19 protein-coding genes are annotated in these 24,411 nt (G+C 42.7%); 11 read left to right on the top strand and 8 right to left on the bottom strand.

Features of this window, described 5'->3' with window-relative positions; translation table 11 throughout:
- Positions 1-50: 50 nt before the first annotated feature.
- Positions 51-794 carry a PulJ/GspJ family protein gene (locus IM462_RS06560; protein WP_287703617.1) on the bottom strand — a complete coding sequence of 248 codons (744 nt, stop codon included), beginning with the start codon at positions 792-794 and terminating at the stop codon, positions 51-53.
- Between the two features lie 422 nt (positions 795-1,216).
- Here IM462_RS06560 and gloA point away from each other — a divergent pair, with 422 nt between their 5' ends.
- Complete coding sequence (gloA, locus tag IM462_RS06565) at positions 1,217-1,627, top strand: lactoylglutathione lyase (protein WP_002758448.1); 411 nt, start codon at positions 1,217-1,219, stop codon at positions 1,625-1,627.
- A 21-nt stretch (positions 1,628-1,648) separates the two neighbouring features.
- Positions 1,649-2,122, top strand: coding sequence for a CYTH domain-containing protein (locus IM462_RS06570; RefSeq protein WP_287703619.1), 474 nt, complete (start codon positions 1,649-1,651; stop codon positions 2,120-2,122).
- 18 nt (positions 2,123-2,140) lie between these two features.
- On the opposite strand, the gene nusB is transcribed toward IM462_RS06570, so the two are convergent.
- The 5 genes from nusB to IM462_RS06595 form a co-directional block, all read right to left on the bottom strand.
- A complete protein-coding gene (nusB, locus tag IM462_RS06575) occupies positions 2,141-2,794 on the bottom strand; it encodes a transcription antitermination factor NusB (protein ID WP_046660952.1) in 654 nt (217 codons plus the stop codon).
- A 137-nt stretch (positions 2,795-2,931) separates the two neighbouring features.
- Positions 2,932-4,395, bottom strand: a complete 1,464-nt coding sequence (locus IM462_RS06580) for a DNA phosphorothioation system restriction enzyme (RefSeq protein WP_287703620.1) — start codon at positions 4,393-4,395, stop codon at positions 2,932-2,934.
- Positions 4,396-4,739: 344 nt separating this feature from the next.
- Positions 4,740-5,327: a protoporphyrinogen oxidase HemJ gene (gene hemJ, locus IM462_RS06585; protein ID WP_046660950.1), complete on the bottom strand. Its 588-nt coding sequence runs from the start codon at positions 5,325-5,327 to the stop codon at positions 4,740-4,742.
- Positions 5,328-6,031: 704 nt separating this feature from the next.
- On the bottom strand, positions 6,032-6,982 hold the full coding sequence (locus IM462_RS06590; protein ID WP_287703622.1) for a hypothetical protein: 951 nt from the start codon (positions 6,980-6,982) through the stop codon (positions 6,032-6,034).
- A 7-nt stretch (positions 6,983-6,989) separates the two neighbouring features.
- A complete protein-coding gene (locus IM462_RS06595) occupies positions 6,990-8,354 on the bottom strand; it encodes a UDP-N-acetylmuramoyl-tripeptide--D-alanyl-D-alanine ligase (protein ID WP_287703624.1) in 1,365 nt (454 codons plus the stop codon).
- Positions 8,355-8,955: 601 nt separating this feature from the next.
- Here IM462_RS06595 and purD point away from each other — a divergent pair.
- The 3 genes from purD (at position 8,956) to IM462_RS06610 (ending at position 13,333) form a co-directional block, all read left to right on the top strand.
- Positions 8,956-10,221, top strand: a complete 1,266-nt coding sequence (gene purD, locus IM462_RS06600; protein WP_287703626.1) for a phosphoribosylamine--glycine ligase — start codon at positions 8,956-8,958, stop codon at positions 10,219-10,221.
- A gap of 224 nt (positions 10,222-10,445) precedes the next feature.
- Positions 10,446-11,672 carry a glycosyltransferase family 4 protein gene (locus IM462_RS06605; protein ID WP_287703627.1) on the top strand — a complete coding sequence of 409 codons (1,227 nt, stop codon included), beginning with the start codon at positions 10,446-10,448 and terminating at the stop codon, positions 11,670-11,672.
- 104 nt (positions 11,673-11,776) lie between these two features.
- Positions 11,777-13,333, top strand: a complete 1,557-nt coding sequence (locus tag IM462_RS06610; protein WP_287703629.1) for a CPBP family intramembrane glutamic endopeptidase — start codon at positions 11,777-11,779, stop codon at positions 13,331-13,333.
- Positions 13,334-13,379: 46 nt separating this feature from the next.
- Here the strand turns inward: IM462_RS06610 and sufR are convergent, their stop codons facing one another.
- Positions 13,380-14,018 carry an iron-sulfur cluster biosynthesis transcriptional regulator SufR gene (gene sufR / locus IM462_RS06615; RefSeq protein ID WP_079209125.1) on the bottom strand — a complete coding sequence of 213 codons (639 nt, stop codon included), beginning with the start codon at positions 14,016-14,018 and terminating at the stop codon, positions 13,380-13,382.
- A 223-nt stretch (positions 14,019-14,241) separates the two neighbouring features.
- Here sufR and sufB point away from each other — a divergent pair, with 223 nt between their 5' ends.
- The 6 genes from sufB (at position 14,242) to rpsU (ending at position 21,250) form a co-directional block, all read left to right on the top strand.
- The gene (sufB, locus tag IM462_RS06620; RefSeq protein ID WP_036395285.1) at positions 14,242-15,684 is read left to right on the top strand and encodes a Fe-S cluster assembly protein SufB; all 1,443 of its coding nucleotides are present in this window, start codon (positions 14,242-14,244) and stop codon (positions 15,682-15,684) included.
- A gap of 87 nt (positions 15,685-15,771) precedes the next feature.
- A complete protein-coding gene (sufC, locus tag IM462_RS06625) occupies positions 15,772-16,542 on the top strand; it encodes a Fe-S cluster assembly ATPase SufC (RefSeq protein WP_287703631.1) in 771 nt (256 codons plus the stop codon).
- Positions 16,543-16,711: 169 nt separating this feature from the next.
- Positions 16,712-18,037: a Fe-S cluster assembly protein SufD gene (gene sufD, locus IM462_RS06630; protein ID WP_287703633.1), complete on the top strand. Its 1,326-nt coding sequence runs from the start codon at positions 16,712-16,714 to the stop codon at positions 18,035-18,037.
- A gap of 55 nt (positions 18,038-18,092) precedes the next feature.
- The gene (locus IM462_RS06635) at positions 18,093-19,355 is read left to right on the top strand and encodes a SufS family cysteine desulfurase (RefSeq protein WP_046660942.1); all 1,263 of its coding nucleotides are present in this window, start codon (positions 18,093-18,095) and stop codon (positions 19,353-19,355) included.
- A gap of 34 nt (positions 19,356-19,389) precedes the next feature.
- Positions 19,390-20,895 (top strand): RluA family pseudouridine synthase, encoded by a 1,506-nt coding sequence (locus IM462_RS06640; RefSeq protein WP_287703636.1) that lies wholly within the window; start codon positions 19,390-19,392, stop codon positions 20,893-20,895.
- A gap of 172 nt (positions 20,896-21,067) precedes the next feature.
- A complete protein-coding gene (rpsU, locus tag IM462_RS06645) occupies positions 21,068-21,250 on the top strand; it encodes a 30S ribosomal protein S21 (protein WP_002738938.1) in 183 nt (60 codons plus the stop codon).
- 168 nt (positions 21,251-21,418) lie between these two features.
- On the opposite strand, the gene IM462_RS06650 is transcribed toward rpsU, so the two are convergent.
- Positions 21,419-24,046 carry a glycoside hydrolase family 10-like protein gene (locus IM462_RS06650; protein WP_287703638.1) on the bottom strand — a complete coding sequence of 876 codons (2,628 nt, stop codon included), beginning with the start codon at positions 24,044-24,046 and terminating at the stop codon, positions 21,419-21,421.
- Positions 24,047-24,411 lie beyond the last annotated feature (365 nt).

Below are 24,411 nucleotides of genomic sequence, written 5' to 3' on the forward strand. Positions count from 1 at the left end.
TTAGCCCAGGATCCTCCTTCTCTATTTAACCTCATGAGGAGGAAAAATATTTAATCGGTAGCTCTAGGGGAAACTCTGGTACTGACAGAGTATTTAACTTTATCTTTATCGGTATCTCCAGTAGTCAGATTTACCTGAGCGTTGGCATTCAAAATCACTTGACCACCACCGTTGCGAACACAGGTATAAAAATCGTCCACATTGCCAAGGGTGGGAATTCGGGTAAAACTTGCAGGACAATTGGGGTTATTAGCAGCCGCTGCTAACATATCGGTGACGGGGGAATGTTGCCAAGGGGAAGTAATATCGTAGTTGCCATCTTCGTCCAAGTTTGGACCATAGCGCCACAAGACTCGCGGACCGGTCAAGCTATTTTCAGGTCCTTTGGTATAGTAAACGATCTGCTCTGCGAGCGTACCATCGAGATTGTTGGGGTCGGGAATTTGGAAAGCTAGAACTGCTCGCGCTCCTGTGGGTACTTGAGTACTCGTGATCGCAGCTTCAGAATCAGCGATAATTTTTGCCCGTCTCACTTCATCTGAAACAAACTCTAGAGTACGATTAAGATTATTTTGGATTTCAGTACCAGCATTAGCTCGATAGTCACTTCTGAGCAAGTTAATCACACCAATTCCCGCCACCGAGATGACAATCACCATCATCGCACTTGCCAGTAAAACTTCTGTTATCGTGAAACCCGCTTGTCGAACTGGTTGGTTCGACAAGCTCACCAACCGGGCGGATTTTTTTGGTAAACGGCCTAGGTGATTGATGTAGCCTAAATAAGAACGCATAGCTTTAACCCGTGCCAATTTTTCTGTTCTGTACTCCCCTAAATATTTGACATTTATTGCAGTCACGCAGATTTTATTAAACTATCGGTCAGTCAAGTCAAAAGGTGTTTTCGGAAACCACTGAAAATTTACTACTACCTACTGCCTTGACAATTCCCCTAGAAAACTCCTGAACGAGACTGTTTTAACTTAATCAACTTCACCACTAAATACACGATAGACCGAGAAAATCTTCTAGATAGTGATTTCGGTGTTGCCAGAAAGTTGATTTTTTTCACAGCGATTATGGGAGTAAGTGGTTTTACAGGAAATTTCGTACACTTGTATTAGTATAATTGTTGACCCTGAAGGAGATAAGAAGGCTCAAGGACTGGTTACAATCAAGAATGAGTAATTTTTCGATCGATGTCATCTAAATAATCATGCGTCTCTTACACACCATGCTCCGCGTCAATAACTTGCAGGAATCTCTACAATTTTACTGCGATGTGCTAGGAATGAAGTTATTACGCCAGAAAGACTATCCCAATGGTCAATTTACTCTCGCTTTCGTCGGTTATGGCGATGAGGCTAATCATGCTGTCATCGAACTGACTTATAATTGGGGAGTCGATCGCTACGAAGTCGGTAATGCTTATGGTCATATTGCCCTAGGCGTGGATGATATCTATAGCACCTGTGAGAAAATTAAAGCTCTTGGTGGCAATGTCACCAGGGAACCGGGCCCGATGAAACACGGTTCTACGGTGATTGCTTTCGTGGAAGATCCTAATGGCTACAAGATCGAGTTAATTCAACTAGGAACCCAGGGTGCTGCCGTGGCTACGGCTTAAATTTATTGTTGTCAAAAGCTTATGTCTGTTGAAATTGAACGGAAGTTTCTGGTTAAAGGGGATCACTGGCGATCGCTGGCTGCTGGCAAGTTGTATCGTCAGGGATATATTCCCACCCAAGATGGATTGACAACCGTGCGGGTTCGTGTGGTTGGAGATCGGGGTTATTTAACCATTAAAGGCAAGACTGAGGGCATTAGTCGTCAGGAATTCGAGTATGTAATTCCCCTAGAAGATGCGGCGCTCATGTTAGAAAACCTCTGTAAAAAACCTTTAATTGAAAAGATTCGTCATCGCATTTCTCTGGATAATTTAACTTGGGAAGTTGATGAATTTTTGGGGGATAATCAAGGACTGATTATGGCTGAAATTGAGTTGGAACAAGAGGATCAAGTCATTACTATTCCCGATTGGATCGGCGAAGAAGTCACGGGAGATGCGCGATACTACAATAGCAATTTACAGAAATTTCCCTATAAAATGTGGTCATTGTAGTATGAATTTCCTCCCAGTTTAACTCTGGGTAGATACGGCTTTTTCTGCTTCGTTTAGCTTATTCGTTACCCGTCGGAGAACGCCATTAATAAAACGATAACCTTCATCATCAGAATAACGTTTGGCTAATTCGATCGCTTCATTAATTGCTACTTTTTGAGGTATATCGAGATAGAGCATTTCTGCCACGGCAATTTGCAGGATATCCCGATCGATTCTCGGTAAACGATGTAGTTGCCAATCCACTAAAGCACCGGTTAATTCCTGTTCGATTTCCGCACGACGACGATAGACTGTACCGATTAATTCTAGGGCATATTCCCGCACTTCGTACTGACTAGATAACTGGACAATTTCGGGAAAATCTATCACGGTTCCCAAACGATTAATGGCATTGTGGGTAAGAGAAATTGCCTCTTTTACCATGGTTTGGGCGCTTTTTATATTTGTTGCCTTAGTATCACTAGCGAGAATCCTTTCATTACCACGACTAATTTCAGCAGCGGCAGTTTCTAAGGTTTCTTGAATTTCGACGGTTAAGGTTCTAACTGCGACTAAAATTAAATCGTTTAAAGTTTGCTGTTCCAGGTTTTCAGGATTACCTTTAATCTGACTTAAACTCAAAAGGGCAAGTTCTCGAGCAATGCGGCGGGGTTGTTGACGGGGAGGCATAGAAGTTTAGAAGTAGAGGGAAGAAAATTATATAACCTTATCGATCGCTATTCAGTTGGGTTGATTTTTCTCGGCGATCAATTCTTGACTAAGTTCTATTCTAGCATAAAAGCTTCAAAAATATAAATTTTTAACTTTTAATTAGACAAAAGACCATATCTATCTTGAATCTCCCCTAATTTAGTCTCAGCTTCTTGAGCATTAATAGCTAATTGAGCAAACTCTAGAAAGCGTTTTAATTCCCTGCGTAATAAATTCCTTTCTACTTCCCAGGTTTCTCGATCTAAGGTCGGTGGCATAACGATCATATCAAATAAAGTGGCCTGTTTTTTATCGGGATGGGGTCGCAATATTCGCCCGCGACGCTGAATAAATTGTCGAGGATTACCACTACTAGCCAGAATAACTGCGTTTTGAATTGATGGCAGATCTACTCCTTCATCTAAACATCTAATTGCCACTAATCCTTGCAGATAACCCTCCTCAAATTGTTGGCGAATTTTTTCTCGTTCTTCTAGAGAAGTTTCTGCGGTGTAGGTAGCAACTCGATAACCTAATTGATTGCCTAATAAATGAGTAACTGCCTCTACCTGACGACGATAATTAGCCGTATAATTTTCTACATAACCATCCCCACAATAAAATAAAGTATGATCCGTATCTAAACGCTCTTGCATCAGTTGTTGTAAAGCCTGTAATTTATTACTCGCTGAACCAATTAATCGCGATCTTTGCATTAGCAATGCTGTTAAATTTTCATTGCCATTTAAATTACTATTTTTCTGCAAAGTCCAGCCAATTTTCTGGGTTAATTTTGCGTATAATAAAGCCTCACCGTCGGTTAATTCAACCAAGACTGGATAATAAAAATAATTGACTAAAGCTCCTTTACTAATAGCATCAGCCAAGGTAAATTCTGGTTGTAGAATTTGCCCAAAATAATCAAGAATAGCGTCGGTTCCTTCCTCATCAAAATATCTTTCAGGAGTAGCAGATAAAGCCAATCTTAGACCTAAAGAACGGGGTAATAATTCTTCTAATCGGGGGGAACCTAAATTATGGGCTTCATCACCAACTATTAAAGTTTTATCGGGAAAAAATTTTATTTGTGATTGAAAACCCTCGCTAATAAAAGTTGAGTTAGTAGTTAAAATAGTGACAAATTTTTGATTACCCGCTTGCACATTATATAACTCTGTGGATAGTTGACTTTGCCATGTATGGACACTTTCGTAGGCTAAAATCGGTTTAAGATTAAATTTTTCCGCTTCTCGTTGCCATTGATTGACTAGGTGACGATAGGGGCAAATTACTAATAATACTTGCAATTCTATCGCTTGGTAAAGTTCCATGGCAATAGCTAAAGCAGTAATAGTTTTACCGCTGCCGGTGGCCATTTTTAAAGTTCCCCGTCCCCGATTACGAAACCAACTGATAATCGCTGTATTTTGGTAGTCTCTCAATTCCAAATCGGGAGGAATCCTAGGAATACCAGAGGGATTGACTCGATAGAATCCTCGCAATTCAGCAACTTGTCTGAGCTTGCGAGAACTCAAAAAATCCCTAGTTATTTTTTCCCAATCTATCCAGCAACTATTCATAGGACCTCTTGTAAAAATCAAAAATTGTTGTTAGGGTTAGGAGTCGGTCGTCAGGAGATTGTTTTTATTTATAGCGTTTCCTGTTTGCAAGAGGTTTATACTAAATCCTGTTTAAAAGGTATAGGATGGTGGGAAGTGGGAAGTGGGAGAAACAATCCATAGCTTGGCAGTTCATCACAATATTAAAAATAGTTTTTGTATAAGCTCAAAAATAGCAAAAAGCCAAAAACCTAAAAGCTAAAGGTTGCTCCCTATATAATTGGGATGGACTAAAAAGACCATCCCACAGCTGTCAAACCACTCTTAACTGTTATCCTAGAAACCTAGGCAAGGATTAGGATAATTTACATGGTCGCTACTTCTTCTTTTTGGAGAGTATTTTGCTGAAGTTTTTCTTGATCTTTGCGACGTTTTTTAGCATAGAGTTGGATTGTCACTGCCATTAATACCACTAAAGCTACAATTAACCAAGTGGTCAAATCGAGGGGTAATTGATTCTTAAATACTGCCAAAAGGACAATAACTACCAATAACAGGGTTGGTGCTTCATTTAAGGCCCGAAATTGCTGTCCCGTCCAATTACATTCTCCTTTTTCTAGCTTCTTCATGATGCGACCACAGTAGAAATGATAGAGGAGTAAAAGAGCCACAAAGGATAATTTAATATGTAACCATCCCGATTTTAAAATTTCCGGTTCTGTGGAGATTAAACCGATCGCCATGGCCACGGTGACAATCATCCCCGGTGTGGTGATGATATTGTAGAGTCGCTTCTCCATGATCTCGTATTGCGCTTTCAGAATAGCTTGTGCGGGTTCCGTTTGTGTTGCTGCCTCCGCATGATAGACAAACAAACGTACTAAATAAAATAGTCCCGCAAACCAAACAACTACCCCAATCAGGTGAAATGCTTTAAACCAATAGTAAGCCATAGTCTATATTGTGATGTGAGTCCCGAATTAATTAGTCTAAGAGTTATCCATGCTTTCCCAGACTATCCCTATACAAAAGTTTAGACGGAAAATAGGGGTTTCGGTTGGGGAGCAGGGAGAAGGGAGAGGGGTGTAGGGTGTAGGGTGTAGGGTGTGGGGTGTGGGGAGCTTTTTCAGTAAACAATAAACTAAAAACTCACATCTGATAACTGATAACTGATAACTGATAACTGATAACTGTCTCCTAACCCAATGTTGGACAAAGATAAGCAAAAATTATTTATTGACTCCACAAACTTGAGAATATTTAAATTAACATTCCGCAATATTTACAAATTCTTAAAAATTAATTGAGAAAGATTTTTATTTAACAACGATGTTATGCTGGTTACAGCGATTTTACTGAATTTCATAATGGGTTTTTCTGTGCTTTTTTGGCCAGCAATGTCTGAAACCCTTGCCACACCTAGAAGGTGATCCTAATCAAGACAGGTAAATGAGTCAATTTCACCCACAACGATGATCTTTTTTTTGTGTAGTTTTATTGCAAAAAAAAAGTTTTTTTGACAAAAAGGACAAATTATGCTGCGGTCTAGCGGATTTCTAGCTGCTAGTAATTATGGGAGAGAAGGGAGCAAGGAGAGAAAGTTCGAGCATTTGTACTAAAAATTCTCATAGGCAGTTTAAATTCAGTACAACAAACCCTAATTATCTAAGAGCAAAGGTCGCAGAAAACCGCCATAATTCTCGTCATCCGTACCGATAAAGACTTCTACTTCACCTCTAGGAGATTCTCTGGTGGTCAGCGCTTCCACTTTAGCACCGTCGATTTCTGCAATTTTTTGGGGATTAGGGGCAAGAATTAGGCTATTATCGGGTGTAACTTGACCGATACGGTAAACAGCACTTCTAAACACTCCCGCACTATCTGGATCGTCAGCGGAAGCTATGTAGATATTACCTTGCTTATCTACGGCTAAATCGGAGATGAGGCGAATATTTTTACCGCTACCAAAAGGACTCCGAAAAGTTACCGACTGAAATTCCCCGAATTTTAAGGGATTGAACGAGATATCCGTCCAGCGAATTTTTGTACTCTCTTGACTATCGGCCCGTTCTGCGTAGATAAATAGATAACGATCGCCTTGCCGACTAACAGCGATCGCCTCTACATTTTCCACCGCGATCGGCCAATTTATTTGCTCAACTATCTTGACTTGTTGCTGGTTGTATGCTGCTAAAAACAGTCTTTGAAAAGGTTTTTTCTCGCCACTTTCAGCCAACAAAAATAAGTTAGTTTCAGGGATATGAGTAATACTTTCGAGATCGTTACTCAATCCCTCTGGATTTGGCCAATCTACCCTTAAAACCTGCCATAATAGGGGTTTTTCCTGCGTAGGCAGCCGTAAAAGACTCAGCCTTGCTTGAGATGGATCACTATTTTTGCCCTTATTTTTGGCATCGTGAACCCCTAGAAAAATATCCGCCTCTACCCAAGCTAAACCACTGAGATCCGGGAGATAAGTCTCCAGTCGTCTCGATTGTTGAGCAAAAGAGACTTGCACGGCCGAAAAAAAGAAAACTAGGGCTAGAATCACCGAAAAAAAAGTTTTTAATCGGCTATTCTTGCTAAAAAAAGCTCTATTCTCTAACACCTATTCCCTAACTCCTAATATCACTGATTAACTCCTCCACCACCCGATTTAAACCGACGGAATGGGAAGCTTTGCATAAAATGCGATCGCCTGAATCGATCACTTCCTTTAAACGATTAATTAAATCTGCGTGAGTTTGAAAACATTCGCAAGCGACCCCAGTAGCCGCCTCAGCAATAAACTTAGCTTCGGGGTCGTCCACCAAGACAAACAAGCGATCTATGCCTAGTTTTTGCACCCTCTCACCCACTTGGCGATGTAATTGCTCCGAAAAAGACCCTAACTCCTTCATCGTGCCTAAAACAGCAATATGACGCTGACCGGGGGTAGCTTTCAGTAAATCCAAGGCCGCTAACATTGATTCTAGACCTGCGTTATAGGTTTCATCGAGGAGTAGGATATCGGTTGCTAATTGGTAACGTTTGGCCCGACCACTGGGTAAATTAACCTTAATTCCCTCTTGCAAAGAAGTCCAATCGATGCCTAAAATTTTCGCTACAGCCAAGGCTGCCATAAAATTTAAAGCATGATGACGACCGGATAAAGGTAAGTTAAAATCTAGTCCATTGACTCGTAAAGTGGTTAAATCCAGTAATTCTCCGACTATATCGCCGCCAGAGAAGCCATAGGTAATTGTTTCCCCCTGCCATACCCGTTTAGCTGTTTCGGTAAGTAAAGGGTGATCGTAGTTAAGAACAGCTATACTACCGGAAGCAGACTCGGCCAATAACTCGCATTTCGCCTCTGCGATCGCCGTTTCCGACCCTAAACGACCGATGTGAGCGGTTCCCACATTAGTAATCACTGCGATCGTTGGTTGGGCGATTTGAGCGAGCAGGGCAATTTCTCCCCGTCCCCGCATTCCCATCTCGATTACAGCACTATCGTGAGTTTCATCCAGTTCGAGGAGAGTTTTCGGCACTCCGATCTCATTGTTATAATTAGCCAGGGTTTTGTGTACCTTTCCCTGGGTTGCTAATACGGAGGCGATTAATTCTTTAGTGGTGGTTTTCCCCACCGATCCTGTAATAGCAATCACGGGTATAGTGAATTGATTCCGCCACCAATGGGCTAATTGCTGATAAGTTTCTAGGGTATTCTGGACTAAAAATACAGGAATATTTTTAGAAGAATTTACCGAAACTGGCTGATCGACAATCAATGTCGCCGCTCCTTTTTCGATAGCCATATCGATAAAATCATGACCATTAAAATTATCACCTTTTAAGGCTAAAAATGCTTGTCCAGGCTCAATACTACGGCTATCAGTATTAATGCCAGATACTAAACTATCGGGACTAAAACTTATGTCAGTCTTATCTTGTAAGGACAATAATTGAGCTAGTTGATTCAGGGATAAATGACAGGGCATAGACAGTAAAAATAATTAGAGTAAATTCCGAATAATCTAGAAGATAGATTGAGGGTTAACGGGGACTTAGATCAGATAAAATCGATTTTTCTTGGCCCTCTCAATCAGAGCTGGTGTCATGTAGGGGCGCAACGTGGTCAGGGAGTTTATCGAACTGCTTGCACCCATAATCTAATATTGTGAATATTTTTCAGCCAATGTCCGAGAGAGCCAACTCAATTCAGTAGAATGACCCAAAATAGGGACAGCCTAAGAAGGGAGCATCTACTATCTAATCACAATTGACTCCTTTACAGCAGTTAAGTAGGTAGGCGTTAAAAGTTGTCAGATGCCCCCCTTATTAAGGGGGGATTAAGGGGGGATCCCCCCGCCTATCTGCACCCCCCTTATCAAGGGGGGCAGGGGGGATCGAACCTAAAATCCATTTTTAATTTAATTATAACCAGCTACTTATCTGATCACCTCCGTAGGACTAGGGCCAGGGTTATTGCTCAACAGGTGGGGAGCGGGGATTAAAAAGTTAAGTAATCTCAACTTCTAGCCAATAGCACCCTGGAACTGGGGGATAATTAAGCCATCGTCATTTAGGCTGCGTTTATCCGTGAAAATTATCGTTATCGGCAGTGGTGGTCGAGAACACGCCCTGGCTTGGAAACTGCTGCAATCACCCGAAGTTGAACAAGTGTTCTGTATTCCGGGTAATGGGGGAACGGCAATTTTACCTCAATGTGAAAATATCCCCCTAGCAATGGAGGATTTTACCGAAATTAGCCGTTTTGCCCAGGAAAATAGCGTCGATTTGGTGGTTGTTGGTCCAGAATATCCCCTCTCCCTCGGCATTACCGATTATCTTCTGTCCCAAGAAATAGCCGTTTTTGGCCCCACACAAACCGGGGCCTTAATTGAATCGAGCAAATCCTGGGCCAAAGAATTAATGAGCGAAGCCGGAGTTATCACCGCCGCCTCGGAAACCTTTACCGATGCAGAATTAGCAAAAACTTATATCCAAGAGCAAGGAGCGCCCATCGTGGTGAAAGCCGACGGATTAGCCGCAGGAAAAGGGGTAATTGTCGCCGAAACCGTAGATATGGCTCTAGAAGCGATCGATGATCTTTTTACCAGTGGCTTTACTAAAGTCGTGGTGGAAGAATTCCTAGAAGGGGAAGAAGTGTCCATCCTCACCCTCACCGATGGGGTCAGTTTTCGTTCCCTGCTACCCGCCCAAGATCATAAGCGCATCGGTGAGGGCGATACGGGCAAAAATACCGGCGGTATGGGAGTTTATGCCCCCGCACCCATAGCCACCGCCGCCATGATCGAAGCGGTGGACCGAGACATCCTCGCCCCCATCGTCGCCACCCTGCAAAAACGCGGCATTGACTATCGGGGAGTCCTCTACGCGGGTTTAATGATTTCCCCCGCCGGAGAACCAAAAGTTCTCGAATTTAACTGTCGTTTTGGCGATCCCGAAACCCAAGCGGTTTTACCCCTACTGGAAACTCCCCTGGCACCGCTGCTGCTGGCTTGCGCTCAACAAAAATTAACTGATTTCCCCTCTTTACAATGGCGATCCGGTAGTGCTGTTTGTGTGGTGGCTGCCTCTGCTGGTTATCCCGACCACTACGAAAAAGGCCAGTTAATCACGGGAATTAAGGCAGCTGAAACCGAGGGAGCGATCGTTTTCCACGCCGGCACGGTTTTAAAACACGGCGATATCTTCACCGATGGCGGCCGGGTTTTGGGTGTCACGGCTATGGGAGCTAATTTTAATCAGGCGATCGAACTTGCCTATCAATCGGTGAAAAAGATACACTTTCAGGGCATCTATTATCGTCGTGATATCGGCCACCGGGTAAGGGAAAAATAAGGGTCAGTATTTAGGCAGGGGTAAAAGGGGGAATAGTTAGGGGTTTTGAGGATTAATTTATGAGCCAATTTCCCTTTTTTTCCGCATCTCTCACCGCTAATCCTCACCTGATGCCAAACCTCTTTCTAGGGCAATCCCTGACAAAAGCGCATCTGATTTGTCAAAAAACCAGTAACTATTGATAAAATCATGAAACTGAATCGCCCAACCAAATTGCCATCCCTATGCGAATTTTGCTCTATTCTTATAACTATTATCCAGAACCGATCGGCATCGCTCCCCTGATGACAGAATTGGCGGAGGGATTGGTTAAAAGAGGTCATCAAGTTAGGGTTTTAACCGCCTTTCCTTGGTATCCTAATAGTGAAATCGATCCCGAATACCGAGGAAAAATCTATCTGGAAGAAGAACGAAATGGTGTTAAAATTCAACGTTCCTACGTTTGGGCGCGTCCCCAAAGAAGTTTAAAAAATCGAATTTTCTTTGAATTGAGCTTTGTTTTTTTGAGTTTCTTTCAGGCTCTCAAAGGCGAAAAACCTGATCTAATTTTCTTAACTGTCCCGGGATTACCCGTTTGCGTTCCCGCCGCTTTATTGAGTAAATTATACGGGGTGCCGATCATTCTAAATTTGCAGGATATTCTGCCCGATGCGGCAGTTCATGTGGGATTATTAACTAATCAGAAAATGATTAAGGTTTTTAGTAGTCTCGAAAAATTTGCCTACAAAACTGCCGGTAAAATCTCAGTTATTGCCGATGGTTTTACCAAAAATCTCCTCACTAAAAATGTGCCGAGTCAGAAAATTATTGAGATTCCTAATTGGGTTGATGTCAGCTTTATTAAACCTCTGCCGAAAAACAATAATTATTTCCGTCAAGAAAATCATCTTGAGGGCAAATTTGTTGTTTTATATTCTGGCAATATTGCCCTAACCCAACCCCTAGAAACCCTGATCGATGCTGCGGTTCACTTAGTTGACATTCCTGAGATTAAAGTGGTAATTGTTGGTAAAAAAGAAGCACTCGATCGCCTAGAAAAGTATCGCCAACAACAGGGGGCCAGTAATGTGCTTTTATTACCCTTTCAATCCAGGGAAAAATTACCAGAAATGTTAGCGGCAGCCGATGTGGGTATGGTGATGCAAAAACATAATGTTATTTCCTTTAATATGCCGTCCAAAATTCAGGTATTATTAGCTAGTGGTCGTGCTATTATTGCTTCTGTTCCCGCCGATGGAACCGCCGCTAGGGCGATCGAGCGTAGTGGTGGTGGTTTGGTGGTTACTCCCGAAGATCCGGAGGCATTAGCTACAGCTATTTTAAAACTATACAAAAACCCAGATTTAGCAACTATACTAGGAGAAAAGGGACGACAATACGCGGAGGAAAATTATGCCTTTGAAAAGACTTTGGATCAATACGAAAATCTTTTTTCTCAAGTAATTAGTTAATAATTAGGGAATAGGGAATAGGGATAGGGAAAATTTTCCACGACACCTATTACCCAACCCCATCACCCCATCACATCACCCCTAACTCCCAATTCCCTATTTTCATGTTCGATAATTTCTCAACAAAACTCTCCTGGCAAAGTCTCAAACAAGCGATCGCTTTTGTCTTAACAATTATTGCTTTAACTCCAGTGGTTACAGCTTTAATTTCTAGTGTGAATCAGCCCCAAATCCAATCGAATATTCAACTATATCAAACCAATCTCAATCTAGAAGCCACGACTCTCAGCACCGATGCTGATCCTAATAGTGAGGAATTTGCTAATCTTAAATTAATTCAAACTTCCCTGATCGGTGAAGATACTTATAACACTGCCGAGGAACAGTATTTATCAGCCCAGAAAAGTGCCAAAAAAACAATCACCGAACTAGAAAAATCAGCAGTTAATCCCGAACAAAAAAAATCCCTTGAGCGCGACATAAATTCCTTAAAAGATTTAGAACTGAAATTAAGTCTCATTCAAGCTAGTCAAGGTGACTTGGATTCGGCACGGAAAATCTGGCAAGAGATCAAGGAAAAATCAGCATTTGAGAATTATAAACCTGCTGTTTTAAAAAATGCGCTGCTGTTAGAGGGATTGTACAGTGAACCCCCCCAAATTGCTGCCGATGCTGAAGCGAGAATCGAGCGCAATTTTCAAGGATGGTTTCGTTATACCATTCTGGAAAAATTATATAGTCTCGAAAATCGTCAAGAGGATTTACTCGCTTTAGAGGAAGAACAGAGTGAAGTGGCGGCTAATGCCTTAATTAAACTAATTTTGCTGGCTTTCTTGCCTCTTATCGGCGGTTTAATCGGTTTCGTGCTGTTGATCTTTTTATTAGTGCAGTGGCTGCTCCGTAAACAGCGATCGCTGCTCTTTTTAGATGATAGTCTCGCTTGGCAAACTAAGTGGGGAGGAGAAACCCTCTGGTGGGGAATAATTATCGGTTTCTTTTTCGTCGGACAAATTGTTTTACCGGTAATTTTCGGGATTTTATCGAGTTTCTTGAGTCTCAATCCCGAAAAATTCAATCTAGAAGCTAAAGCAATATACGTTGTAGTTAGTTATTTAGCCTTAACATTGAGCAGTTTATCGGTTTTATACCTAGCGATCAAGCCTTTTCGCCCTTTACCTCCCGATTGGTTTCGTTTTAAACTCTTTAGTCCTTGGCTTCTCTGGGGGTTAGCCGGCTATTTTGTCGCTTTACCCATGGTTATTATCGTTTCTTTGCTAAATCAACTAATTTGGCAAGGACAAGGAGGCAGTAACCCGCTGCTGACTTTAGCCCTAGAATCCCAGAATACCTTCGCTTTAGTCTGTTTTGGCTTTACTGCTTCCCTTGCCGCTCCTTTTTTCGAGGAAATTGTCTTTCGCGGCTTTTTACTAGCTTCTTTGACTCGTTATCTGCCTGTCTGGGGTGCAATTGCGCTTAGTAGTTTGATTTTCGCCCTTGCTCACCAAAATTTGTCAGAAGTGCTGCCTTTAACCGTCCTAGGTTGTGTTCTTGGCTTTGTTTACACCCGCTCGAAAAATTTATTATCCTCGATGTTGGTTCATAGTCTCTGGAATGGTGGCACCCTGTTAAGTTTATTTTTATTGGGCAGCGGTGCGGGTTAGGTGAGGTAAAAAGTCTCTTAGTCTAGAGATAACTAATCTTCCCCTTTCAACCCTTGCACTTAATTAGATAACCACATCGTTGCTCACCTTGATTGATCCAGTGAGTCCGTTCGATCGTACAATCGGGAAGCAGCAGCGCAAACATTTCTAATTCATGGCCACAGATACTGGGATAGGAACCAGCCACCTCAGCAATAGCGCAATGATGCTCGGCCAGGATATAACTATTTTCTGCTTCCAGTGCCACTAATTCTGCCATATAACCCTCCTCTTGGCGAATTTCCAGCAATTTTCTCATTCTTTCCCCTAAAGACCCCTTCCCGAGGCGCAATTGATATTCTGCCGCTTTGCGTTGCCACTGTTTTTTGAGAATTTCCCCCACCTGTTGCTCTCCCACCGTCTCCACGAGAGTATTGAGGAAAGAAACGGCGAAATTATCGTAATTATGGGGAAAACGGCCACGGCCTTGACGACTGAGACGATAAATGTGCTGAGGCCGTCCTATCTTATTTTGTACCGCAAAATATTCGATCAGTCCTTCCCCCTCCAAATCCTTAAGATGGCGGCGCGTCGCTTGCGGACTAATACTTAACTCTTCAGCCAAGTCTTGGGCGGTAGATTGACCGTTTTTGAGCAAATATTGCAGAATATCGTCTTTCGTCGAGGCGGGTTGAGTCGTGGTCATGATACCAAAAACAGAGGCTTTAGCGTACAATTGCTGAGGGTCAAGGAGCGGCCAATTACCCCTACAGAGTAACCTGAATAACAGAGGTTTACCAGCATCCTCTCAAATTTTCCGTGACTTTGACAACAGCTTTGTTGTTAATCTATTATATAATCAATTTAAACAACTTTATTGTTGTTTAACTGCCTCCCCTGCCTACCGCGTAGAGAGAACACTAACCCCCATGAGTGCAACCACCGTTAAAAACCTCGTTAACCAACCCTACAAGTACGGTTTCATCACCGATATCGAATCGGAAACCATCCCTCGCGGTTTGAATGAGGAGATTATTCGCCTAATTTCGGCAAAAAAGAAGGAACCGGAATTCATGCTCGATTTTCGTCTCCGGGCCTACCATCAATGGCAAAAGATGACCGAACCCAGTTGGCCGCACGTTTCCTATCCTGCCATTGATTATCAAAATATTATCTACTACTCTGCACCCAAACAGAAAAAAGAAAAACTCAACAGTCTTGAAGAAGTTGACCCCACTTTAATCGAAACCTTTGAAAAATTAGGCATTCCCCTTTCGGAACAAAAACGCCTCTCTAACGTGGCCGTCGATGCTATCTTTGACAGCGTTTCTATCGCCACAACTTTTAAAGAAAAACTAGCAGAACAGGGGGTTATTTTCTGTTCTATTTCGGAAGCTTTACAGGAACATCCCGACTTAGTGCAGAAATATCTCGGTACTGTGGTTCCCGTGGGTGATAATTATTTTGCCGCTCTTAATTCTGCTGTTTTTAGCGATGGTTCCTTTGTTTTTATACCCAAAGGTGTCGTCTGTCCGATGGAATTGTCCACCTATTTTCGGATTAATAACGGTGAGACGGGACAATTTGAAAGAACTTTAATTGTCGCTGAAGAAGGGGCATCGGTAAGTTATTTAGAAGGTTGCACCGCTCCGATGTACGATAGTAATCAACTTCATGCCGCCGTCGTGGAATTAGTCGCCCTCGATAATGCGGATATTAAATATTCGACGGTGCAAAATTGGTACGCTGGCGATGCCAATGGTAAGGGAGGTATTTATAATTTCGTCACTAAACGGGGTCTGTGTAAAGGAGTTAATTCTAAAATTTCTTGGACGCAGGTGGAAACTGGTTCAGCAATTACTTGGAAGTATCCCAGTTGTGTCTTAGTCGGCGATAATTCCGTCGGGGAATTCTACTCAATTGCCCTAACTAATAACAAACAACAGGCCGATACAGGTACGAAAATGATTCACATTGGCCGCAACACCAAGAGTACGATTATTTCTAAGGGAATTTCTGCGGGTAACTCCCAAAATAGTTATCGCGGGTTAGTGAAAATGGGACCGAAAGCCAAGGGAGCAAGAAATTACTCCCAGTGTGATTCTATGCTGATTGGAGATAATGCCGAAGCTAACACTTTCCCCTATATTCAGGTGGATAACAACAGTGCTAAAGTAGAACACGAAGCTTCTACCTCTAAAATCGGTGAAGACCAATTATTCTACTTCGCACAACGGGGTATTTCCGAGGAAGATGCTGTCTCTATGTTAGTCAGTGGTTTCTGTAAGGATGTCCTCAGTAAATTACCGATGGAATTCGCCGCCGAAGCTGATAAACTCCTTAGTCTCAAGCTAGAAGGAACCGTCGGATAACAGTTATCAGTTATCAGTTATCAGTTATCAGTGTTCGCTGAAATATAATTAGTCTCTAGAAATATTTGCAGTTGCCAACAAAAAAACATGAGTGAAGTAATTTTATCGGTAAAAAATCTGACCGCTAGTATTGATGGAAACCAGATTCTCAAAGGAGTTAACCTCGAAATTAAAGCGGGTGAAACCCACGCAATTATGGGACGCAATGGCTCAGGGAAAAGCACCTTTTCCAAAGTAATCGCTGGACATCCCGATTATGAAGTAACTGGGGGAGAAATAATTTATAAAGGCGAAAACCTTTTAGAAAAAGAACCTGATGAACGAGCGCTCATGGGGATCTTTCTCGCTTTCCAATATCCCCTAGAAATCCCCGGCGTTAGTAACCTTGATTTTCTTCGCGTTGCCTATAATGCCCGACAAAAACATCTAGGATCGGAAGAATTAGATAGTTTTGACTTTGAGGAATTAGTCGAGAAAAAACTAGAAGTTGTCCAGATGAATCCTAGCTTTCTTGGCAGAAGTTTAAACGAAGGTTTCTCCGGTGGTGAGAAAAAACGTAATGAAATCCTCCAAATGGCATTATTAGAACCTACTTTAGGAATTCTCGATGAAATTGACTCCGGTTTAGACATCGATGCTTTGCGAATTGTTGCCCAGGGAGTCAATCACTTAGCTACTCCCGATAACGCTTTTTTACTTATCACTCACTATCAGCGTCTGCTCAACTACATTGAACCCGATGTTATTCATGTTATGTACGATGGGCGCATTGTCACCAGTGGCGGTAAAGAATTAGCCCTCGAATTAGAAAGAACTGGCTACGATTTCCTCGACGAACAATTATTAGCCGTTAAATAATCTAGCTATCAGTTATCAGTTATCAGGAGATTGCTTTTATTTATTCTCCCCACACCCCACACCCTACACCCCACACCCCACACCCCACACCCCACACCCGTTCGGCTGAGCTCACGGCCGAAGCCCACACCCTACACCCCAACCCCCAACCCTCCAACCCCTCCTACCAATGACAGCCATAATCACGAAACCTGAACAATCAGGAGAATTATTGTTAAAATTGTCGCGAGAAACGGTTCCCACTATCGATAACGGTAAAATTCTCGAATTAAGAGAATCGGGAGCCAGTAAAGCTCAAGAATTAGCCATTCCTGGCAGAAAAGATGAAGAATGGCAATTCACCGATTTAAGTCAACTCTGGGCGATCGATTTTCGCGCCCCCCAAACCGTTACAATCGATAAAAATGCCCTAGCTGTTTTTTTACTGCCCGAAGCCAAAAACAGCCGTTTAGTCTTCGTTAACGGCATTTATCAGCCTGAATTGTCCGATATATCCGCTTTACCCCCCGGTGTCAGCGTCAGCAATCTCGCCAATGCACAAAAAGATGTTCTTGTCAACTATCTAGGGAAAGAAAAAACCCCCGAATTTTTTACCGCACTCAACCAAGCTGGACTAAGCGATGGGGCAGTAATTCACGTCACCGCTAACACCGTTGTCACAACCCCGATACATCTCCTATTTATCACCGTTGTGGAGGAAATTCCCCGCTTTTATCAGCCCCATAGCCTCATCGTGGCGGAAACGGGAGCCAGTGTCAATATTATCGAGAATTACGGAGCTTTAGCCGAACATTGCTCCGATTTACCCGTAAATTACTCTTATTTTACCAACGCTGTCACGGAAATTTACCTCGAAGCCAACGCCGAGGTCATCCATACCAGAGTACAACGGGAATCGGGAGATGGTTTTCACATCGGACGCACGATAATTGAACAAGGGCGCGATAGCCGTTACACTCTCAACGAGATAAATCTAGGAGCTAAACTCTGCCGTCATAACCTCGATATCCTGCAAAAAGGAGAACAAACCGAGACAAATCTGCACGGATTAGCCATGATTGCCGGACAACAAACCGCCGATACCCACAGCGCCATCTATCTCAACCATCCCCACGGCATCGCCAACCAACTGCATAAATGTATCGTTGATGGTAGCGCTCACGCCATCTTTAATGGTAAAGTGTTTGTTCCCAAACCTGCCCAATTAACCAACGCCTCCCAGTTAAATCGGAATTTGTTAATTTCTAACAAGGCACGAGTCAACACCAAACCGGAATTACAAATTACCGCCGATAACGTCAAATGTTCCCACGGGGCAACCGTTAGCCAACTGGAAGCCGATGATTTATTCTATCTGCAAAGCCGGGGCTTAAGCGCCGACACCGCCCGCAGTTTGTTAATTGATGCTTTCTCGGCCGAGATTTTAGCTAAAATTCCTCTAGAATCCCTCCGCCAAAGATTGGGGCAATGCGTCGCCTGTCGCAGTGTGGAATAACTCTACCGGGGTGGGTCTCAACCTGCCCAAAGTACCCCTCTGACTCCTGACTAAAATGACAATTATCCAAGAAAAAACCCTCGCCCAAAAAGTCCGCGCCGATTTCCCTATCCTCCATCAAACCGTACACGATAAACCCCTTATCTATCTCGATAGTGCCGCCACTTCCCAAAAACCCATTCAAGTATTAGAAACCCTGCGAAACTATTACGAAAAAGATAACGCTAATGTGCATCGGGGGGCGCATACTTTAAGTGTCCGGGCAACGGAAGCCTACGAAGGAGCCAGAGATAAGGTGGCTAGGTTTATTAATGCCGCTTCTCGTCAGGAAATTGTCTATACTCGCAACGCCACGGAAGCGATTAATTTAGTCGCCTACAGTTGGGCGTTAAATACCCTGAAAGCAGGGGATGAAATTATTCTCTCGGTGATGGAACACCACAGTAATTTAATCCCCTGGCAAATTGTCTGCCAAAAAACGGGGGCAGTGATTAAATATGTGCAGTTAACCAGCGAAGAAAGCTTTGATTTAGAACAATATAAATCCTTGTTATCTGACAAAACTAAATTAGTGGCTGTCCTTCATGTTTCCAATACATTAGGCTGTATTAATCCCGTTGCCGAAATAGTCAGCCTTGCCCATCAAGTCGGGGCGAAAGTATTAATTGATGCCTGTCAAAGTGTCCCCCATTTAGCCATTGATGTGCAGTCCATAGATTGTGATTGGTTGGTGGCTAGTGGTCATAAAATGTGCGCCCCCACCGGTATTGGATTTTTGTATGGCAAAGAGGCGATTTTAGAGGCAATGCCGCCCTTTTTTGGTGGTGGCGAAATGATTGCAGAAGTCTATTTAGACCATTTTACCTGTGCCGAACTGCCCCACAAATTTGAAGCGGGAACCCCCGCTATTGGCGAAGCGATTGCCCTCGGTGCTGCGGTAGAATATTTAATGGGTTTAGGGATGGATAATATTCATGCCTACGAAGAAGAGTTAACCGCCTATTTGTTCAAAAAATTAGGAGAAATTGAGGGTTTAAGAATTTACGGGCCGCCACCTAGTTTAACGGGCCAAGGTCGGGCCAGTTTAGCCGCCTTTAATGTGGAAGGGATTCATGCTAGTGATTTAGCTACTTTATTAGACCACGAAGGAATCGCTATTCGTTCCGGTCATCACTGTACCCAACCTCTACACCGCCTTTTTGATGCTTCCGGCAGCGCGCGGGCAAGTCTATATTTTTATAATACCCGCGAAGAAATTGATAGCTTTATTGTCGCCTTACAGGAAACTATCGATTTCTTTGCCAATTGTTTTTCTTAGGGGTATCTCTGGCCCCTTTTCCTGTTCTTAAAGAGTGAAGGAAGTTACTTATTATTACCAGGGAATTTGTCCCGAAACGGGCGAGTTATTGCGCTTGCCCCGCACTCTTTTGGCTGAAAAAATCGCCCAAGATTTGATGACAACTATCACCAATCCTCAAGGCAAAATGTATGGAATTTTGTTAGGAGAAAATGCTGCTGGCGAAATAGAAATTTTAAAAGCTTTTTCTGGACAGGGAGAAGCTGCTGGCTGGGTTCCGTCCCTAGTGGGGAGAGAAAAAATTATGCTGGAAGAAAAGCGAGTTTTGCAACTTTTAGAAACAATTAAACAGGAAATTATCACCCTACAATCAATTCCCGAACATAATTTATATCGACTCAATCAAGCAAATTTTGAGCGCAAAATACAAGCTTTACAACAACAACATCAAAACCATAAACAGGAACGAGATAGACTAAGAAATTTAGGAAATTTAAACTCAGAAGAATTAGAAAAGTTAAATAATCTCAGTCGTCAGGAAAAAAGAGCAAGAAAGCAATTAAAACAGGAACAAAAACAAGTTTTAGAACCACTAATTGAGAAAATAAACTTAGCCAATCAGAGAATTATTGAACTTAAGCAACAGCGTAGGAACCTCTCCAAACAGTTACAGGAATTGCTGTATCAATCCTACTGTTTAAATAACTTTTCTGGACAATCTCTCTCCTTAGCTAAATTGATGGGCAGTAATTTGTTACCGACGGGAACAGGGGAATGTTGCGCCCCAAAATTATTAAATTATGCCGCCATGAAAGGATTAAAACCCATCGCCATGGCCGAATTTTGGTGGGGAGAATCGAATCGAGATAGAAAACAGGGAGAATTTTATGGCGCTTGTCAAGAAAGATGTCAACCTCTCATGGGTTTTTTACTTTCTGGTTTACGTTCATCCCTAGAAATTATCTACGAAGACGAGGGAATAATTGCTATTAATAAACCCGCGGGATTATTATCGGTAGCAGGACGTTATCAAGATAGTCAAGATGCTGTGGTCAATCGTTTTCGTCGTCAGGGAAAAAATGTCATTCCAGTTCATCGTTTAGACCGAGAAACTTCTGGTATATTATTACTAGCTAAAAGTTTAGATATTTATCGTTGTTTATCCCAACAATTTCAACGGCGAGAAGTGGAGAAAATCTACGAAGCTATATTATCAGAAATTATTGAGCGAGAATCAGGTATAATTGACCTACCTCTCTGGGGAAATCCGCAAAATCGACCCTATCAAACTGTGGACTGGCAAAGGGGAAAAGCTAGTCAAACCTATTTTAAAGTTATCGGTAAAGAAGGCAATTATTCTCGCCTTGAATTTATTCCCTACACGGGAAGAACTCATCAAATTCGCGTTCATAGTCAACAGGGATTAGGGATAGGAATTTTAGGCGATTTTTTGTATAATGGTAAGCAGTCTGACCGTTTATACCTACACGCTAAACAATTATCTTTTCGTCATCCTCAGACCGAAACTAAAATTGATCTAATCATTCCCACTCCCTTTTGAGAGCTATAATTGCTAACAGCAACAAATTAGCTATCTAAATGGAGCAAGAGGACTCCCGTTAAATTTCTCCTTAATTAAAGGCCGCCTTGATCGCTTTTTACCCTAGATTGTGCTATAATGAGAAGTTGGCATTTTTTAGGCAGAGAGCAATTAAAGGAGGTGAATTAGGTTAATGACCCAAGTGGTAGTTGGTCAGAACGAGGCGATCGAATCAGCCCTACGTCGTTTTAAGCGACAGGTAGCGAAAGCGGGAATTTATGCGGATATCAAAAAGCATCAATTTTTTGAAACCCCTCAAGAAAAGAGAAAGCGTAAAGCAGTAGCCCGAAGACGACAAAGAACCCGTCGTCGTTAAATTCCACCAGTCAGAAGCTGAATAAAGGCTTCTGGCTGTCTTTTATTTTGATCGGGTTTTGGGGGTTGGGAAACAGATTAGGGAGCAGGGGAGTAGAGATAAAACAGCTGATGGCTGTCTCTTGCCAGAGTGCCTATCTCTACTGGGAAATTAATTCTGCACGACTGCTTAAAACTCAACCCTTTGACCATAACTTAGGAGATTTTGTAGGGTTGCGAGGCGATTTTCCCAGACTTGTATTTGATAGGCAGATAAATCTTTTTGTCTGGACATCACAGATTTAAATTGATAGCTAAATCGCTTTAAAGCATTTTGAGTTAAAGTCAAATTGCGAGGGCTGGGATTAGTAGCTAATTGTTCTAATAGATTAGCCATTTCGTCCACTTCTTGCCCCCAGGCTTTTAATGTTCCTTCCTCCATTGCCCATAAATTATTCACTATTAAAAAACTCCACTCTTGACGCAGAGAATTAAACCGCGCCGCTGCCGTTTTAAAGGGTTGACGGTGGGGTAAAGGTTCAGCTTTTTTCGTAATTATCGATCCCTGAATGCGATTAAGAATTGTTTGCAGGTTGGGATTGAGATTTTCTGTGGCAAAAAGAGCAAATCCCGAAGTGGGAAGATTGCGAATAAATTGTAGTTGATCGATCATGACTTGATCGGGGACTTTTAACAGACGGATACCGGGTATAATCAGAGCATTTCCTGCAATTTGTCGATCAAACAAAGACTTGGTTTTCTCTTCTAAAGTCCCTGTATCGAGAGCATAAGTCATTAAAAAGATCAGGTCTATCCATTGATTTCTTCCCCATTCTTCCCAGTTTTGTTGAATACGATATAATCGTTCTTTTTGTTCTAGTGGAAACACCGCCGCCGACATTTTTAAGTTAGGGCGAATCTGTTTTAAGCGAGTAGAAACCTGCGAGACAAAAGTATCAACCTGACGGATTTTAAAGCTAGTCCATTGTTCCCATAAAGCACCCCGGGGATTTAAAGTAATCGGATCAACTCCCGTCATTTGTTTAAATAACCAACGGCCGGATTTACCATAACCATAGGTTTGATTAGAATTTTGATTCTGGAAGGGATAGCGAATATAATCTAACTGCAAGCCATCCACGTCGTAATTCTTGACAATTTCCTCGTAAAGAGATAAAAGATAGTTCTGTACGTCGGGATTAGCAGGATCAAAAAAGGCCTTTTTCGTGCCTTGACTATAATCAAAATAACCACCACTTTTATTTGTTGCCCCCCAATCGGGATTACGCGATAAAACCGGTCCGAGATAATCTAATGGTTGCTCTAATACTTTATTATGAGCTTGATTAGCCGCCGCAAAAACCCACACCCATGCGTGGATTTCCATATTGCGTTCATGGGCTAATTTAACGGCAACTTTTAGGGGATCCCAACCTCTGGTTAAAGGGTTTTGTTCGGGGGCAACTTGACTGGGATAAATAGTATAACTAGCATTAACTGTCTCGAAAAAGACCACATTAATACCCGCTGCCGCCATGCGATCGAATACTTTAGCTAAATCGTCCTCATTTTTAGCTTCTACGATCGTGCCTCGATCTAACCACATTGCCCGTATTTCTGGCTGGGCAAATTGTCGATTAGTGGGATAATTATCCCAAAGATTTCGCCGCGCTTGTAACCAAAATTCCCGCGCTTGGGTATAGTCCCCCTGAGCGATTAAATTCTGAAAATTATTTAAGGTTCCTTGGGCATTTTCTAGGGCTAAACGGAATCGTCTGGCTGTATCTGTGGTGGGGGAGTTTTTCGCCCGCTCATGAAATGCTTGTGCTAGGGATTTATCAGTAGTTAAGGTGTTATTATTGCTGGCCTCTAAAGCTAAGAGAGTCACCCCATAACGCCCGATTAATCCCTGCAATTCCGCCGTCATCTGGCTAATTTGTTGAGGAGTTAGGCTCGCTCTGGGGGGAATTGCCTCGGTATTCGGGCTTAATCTCGTTGTTTCACTGGGGGGATTTTCTGAAATCTGGGGTAGAGGGCGACGGGGTGAGATCGCTGTTGGTGTATTGTTAATATTATTAACTATTGTTGAGTTTCCTTGACAATAGGGGGCAATTGTGCTAAAAGAAGAACTGCGATTAATGCCGTAGCGTTGCAGGGCGGTTTCTAGCCAAGCACTATCGAGGGCGAGATTAGCGACGGCATCGCTGCCCCAGCGCCAACCGAGAAAAATCGAGTTATTATTGAGGACAACGGCGGGGGGATTGTTGCGCGCCCCCCAGACGGCAACGGTTTGGCTATTAACTCCAGTGGGGATAACCACACCACCGAGGAGACTGCTGGCTAGAGGTTTTTGGTTTTTCAGTTCACCTAAATTAGTCGGCCGCAGGGTGTAAGCTTGGGAGTGAGGATAAGCCCAGTAAGCCCCAAATAGCGATCGCAGTTGCTCGCGCACCGCAGGTTCCGAAAGATTTCCCGCCGGACCGGTGACGATAATTTTACCACCGCGATTCAGCCAACGACTCAAGACACTAGCTTGTAAACCGGAAATAGTCTCGACGTTGGGGATGATTAGAACCTTAATTTTATTCAAATCCGCGTCGCTTTGCCACTGATTACTCTGGAGAATGCAGTAATTAACCCCGACATTTTGCAAACGATTGGTTATATCTGTCCATTGATTGGCATTTTCCTGACTTTTTAACACTGCCACTGGTGTCGCTAAAACTGGGATCGGTAGTAAGACAGCAACACAGGAGAAAAGGCAGGTAATCAGGGGCTTTTTAAAAAGATGATCAAGACGGAAGGACGATCCCAGCACGTTTTTTTCTCTTAATTTTTTTGGTTAACTCCTCCTGATCTTACCCAACTTAGCCAAAAAATAGTATCTTTGGGAACAAAAAGTGCGTCTTAGCCGTCGGCAAGGCCAGTGTTGAGTTTTTAGGGTATTAGTTGAATTTCCCCACTTCCCCACCTCCCCATTCCCCCATTCCCCCATTCATAAGTAGGTAGGCGTTAAAAATTATCAGATGCCCCCCTTATTAAGGGGGATCCCCCCGCCTATCGGCACCCCCCTTATCAAGCTATCCCTTATAGGGATCTTTCTTAACAATTTTTGCAGTAAGCACTCCAACCCTTATCCTGACTTGATTTCAGTTTTTTCTTTGTCAGTAAGGGTGTCAACAA

It is taken from the genome of Microcystis sp. M144S2 (assembly GCF_020246065.1).
Lineage (GTDB): Bacteria > Cyanobacteriota > Cyanobacteriia > Cyanobacteriales > Microcystaceae > Microcystis > Microcystis ichthyoblabe_A.

Coding starts and splice junctions, on each gene's coding strand:
- IM462_RS06560 (WP_287703617.1), bottom strand. CDS start 794: ATGCGTTCTTATTTAGGCTACATCAATCACCTAGGCCGTTTACCAAAA.
- gloA (WP_002758448.1), top strand. CDS start 1,217: ATGCGTCTCTTACACACCATGCTCCGCGTCAATAACTTGCAGGAATCT.
- IM462_RS06570 (WP_287703619.1), top strand. CDS start 1,649: ATGTCTGTTGAAATTGAACGGAAGTTTCTGGTTAAAGGGGATCACTGG.
- nusB (WP_046660952.1), bottom strand. CDS start 2,794: ATGCCTCCCCGTCAACAACCCCGCCGCATTGCTCGAGAACTTGCCCTT.
- IM462_RS06580 (WP_287703620.1), bottom strand. CDS start 4,395: ATGAATAGTTGCTGGATAGATTGGGAAAAAATAACTAGGGATTTTTTG.
- hemJ (WP_046660950.1), bottom strand. CDS start 5,327: ATGGCTTACTATTGGTTTAAAGCATTTCACCTGATTGGGGTAGTTGTT.
- IM462_RS06595 (WP_287703624.1), bottom strand. CDS start 8,354: ATGCCCTGTCATTTATCCCTGAATCAACTAGCTCAATTATTGTCCTTA.
- IM462_RS06605 (WP_287703627.1), top strand. CDS start 10,446: ATGCGAATTTTGCTCTATTCTTATAACTATTATCCAGAACCGATCGGC.
- IM462_RS06610 (WP_287703629.1), top strand. CDS start 11,777: ATGTTCGATAATTTCTCAACAAAACTCTCCTGGCAAAGTCTCAAACAA.
- sufR (WP_079209125.1), bottom strand. CDS start 14,018: ATGACCACGACTCAACCCGCCTCGACGAAAGACGATATTCTGCAATAT.
- sufB (WP_036395285.1), top strand. CDS start 14,242: ATGAGTGCAACCACCGTTAAAAACCTCGTTAACCAACCCTACAAGTAC.
- sufC (WP_287703631.1), top strand. CDS start 15,772: ATGAGTGAAGTAATTTTATCGGTAAAAAATCTGACCGCTAGTATTGAT.
- sufD (WP_287703633.1), top strand. CDS start 16,712: ATGACAGCCATAATCACGAAACCTGAACAATCAGGAGAATTATTGTTA.
- IM462_RS06635 (WP_046660942.1), top strand. CDS start 18,093: ATGACAATTATCCAAGAAAAAACCCTCGCCCAAAAAGTCCGCGCCGAT.
- rpsU (WP_002738938.1), top strand. CDS start 21,068: ATGACCCAAGTGGTAGTTGGTCAGAACGAGGCGATCGAATCAGCCCTA.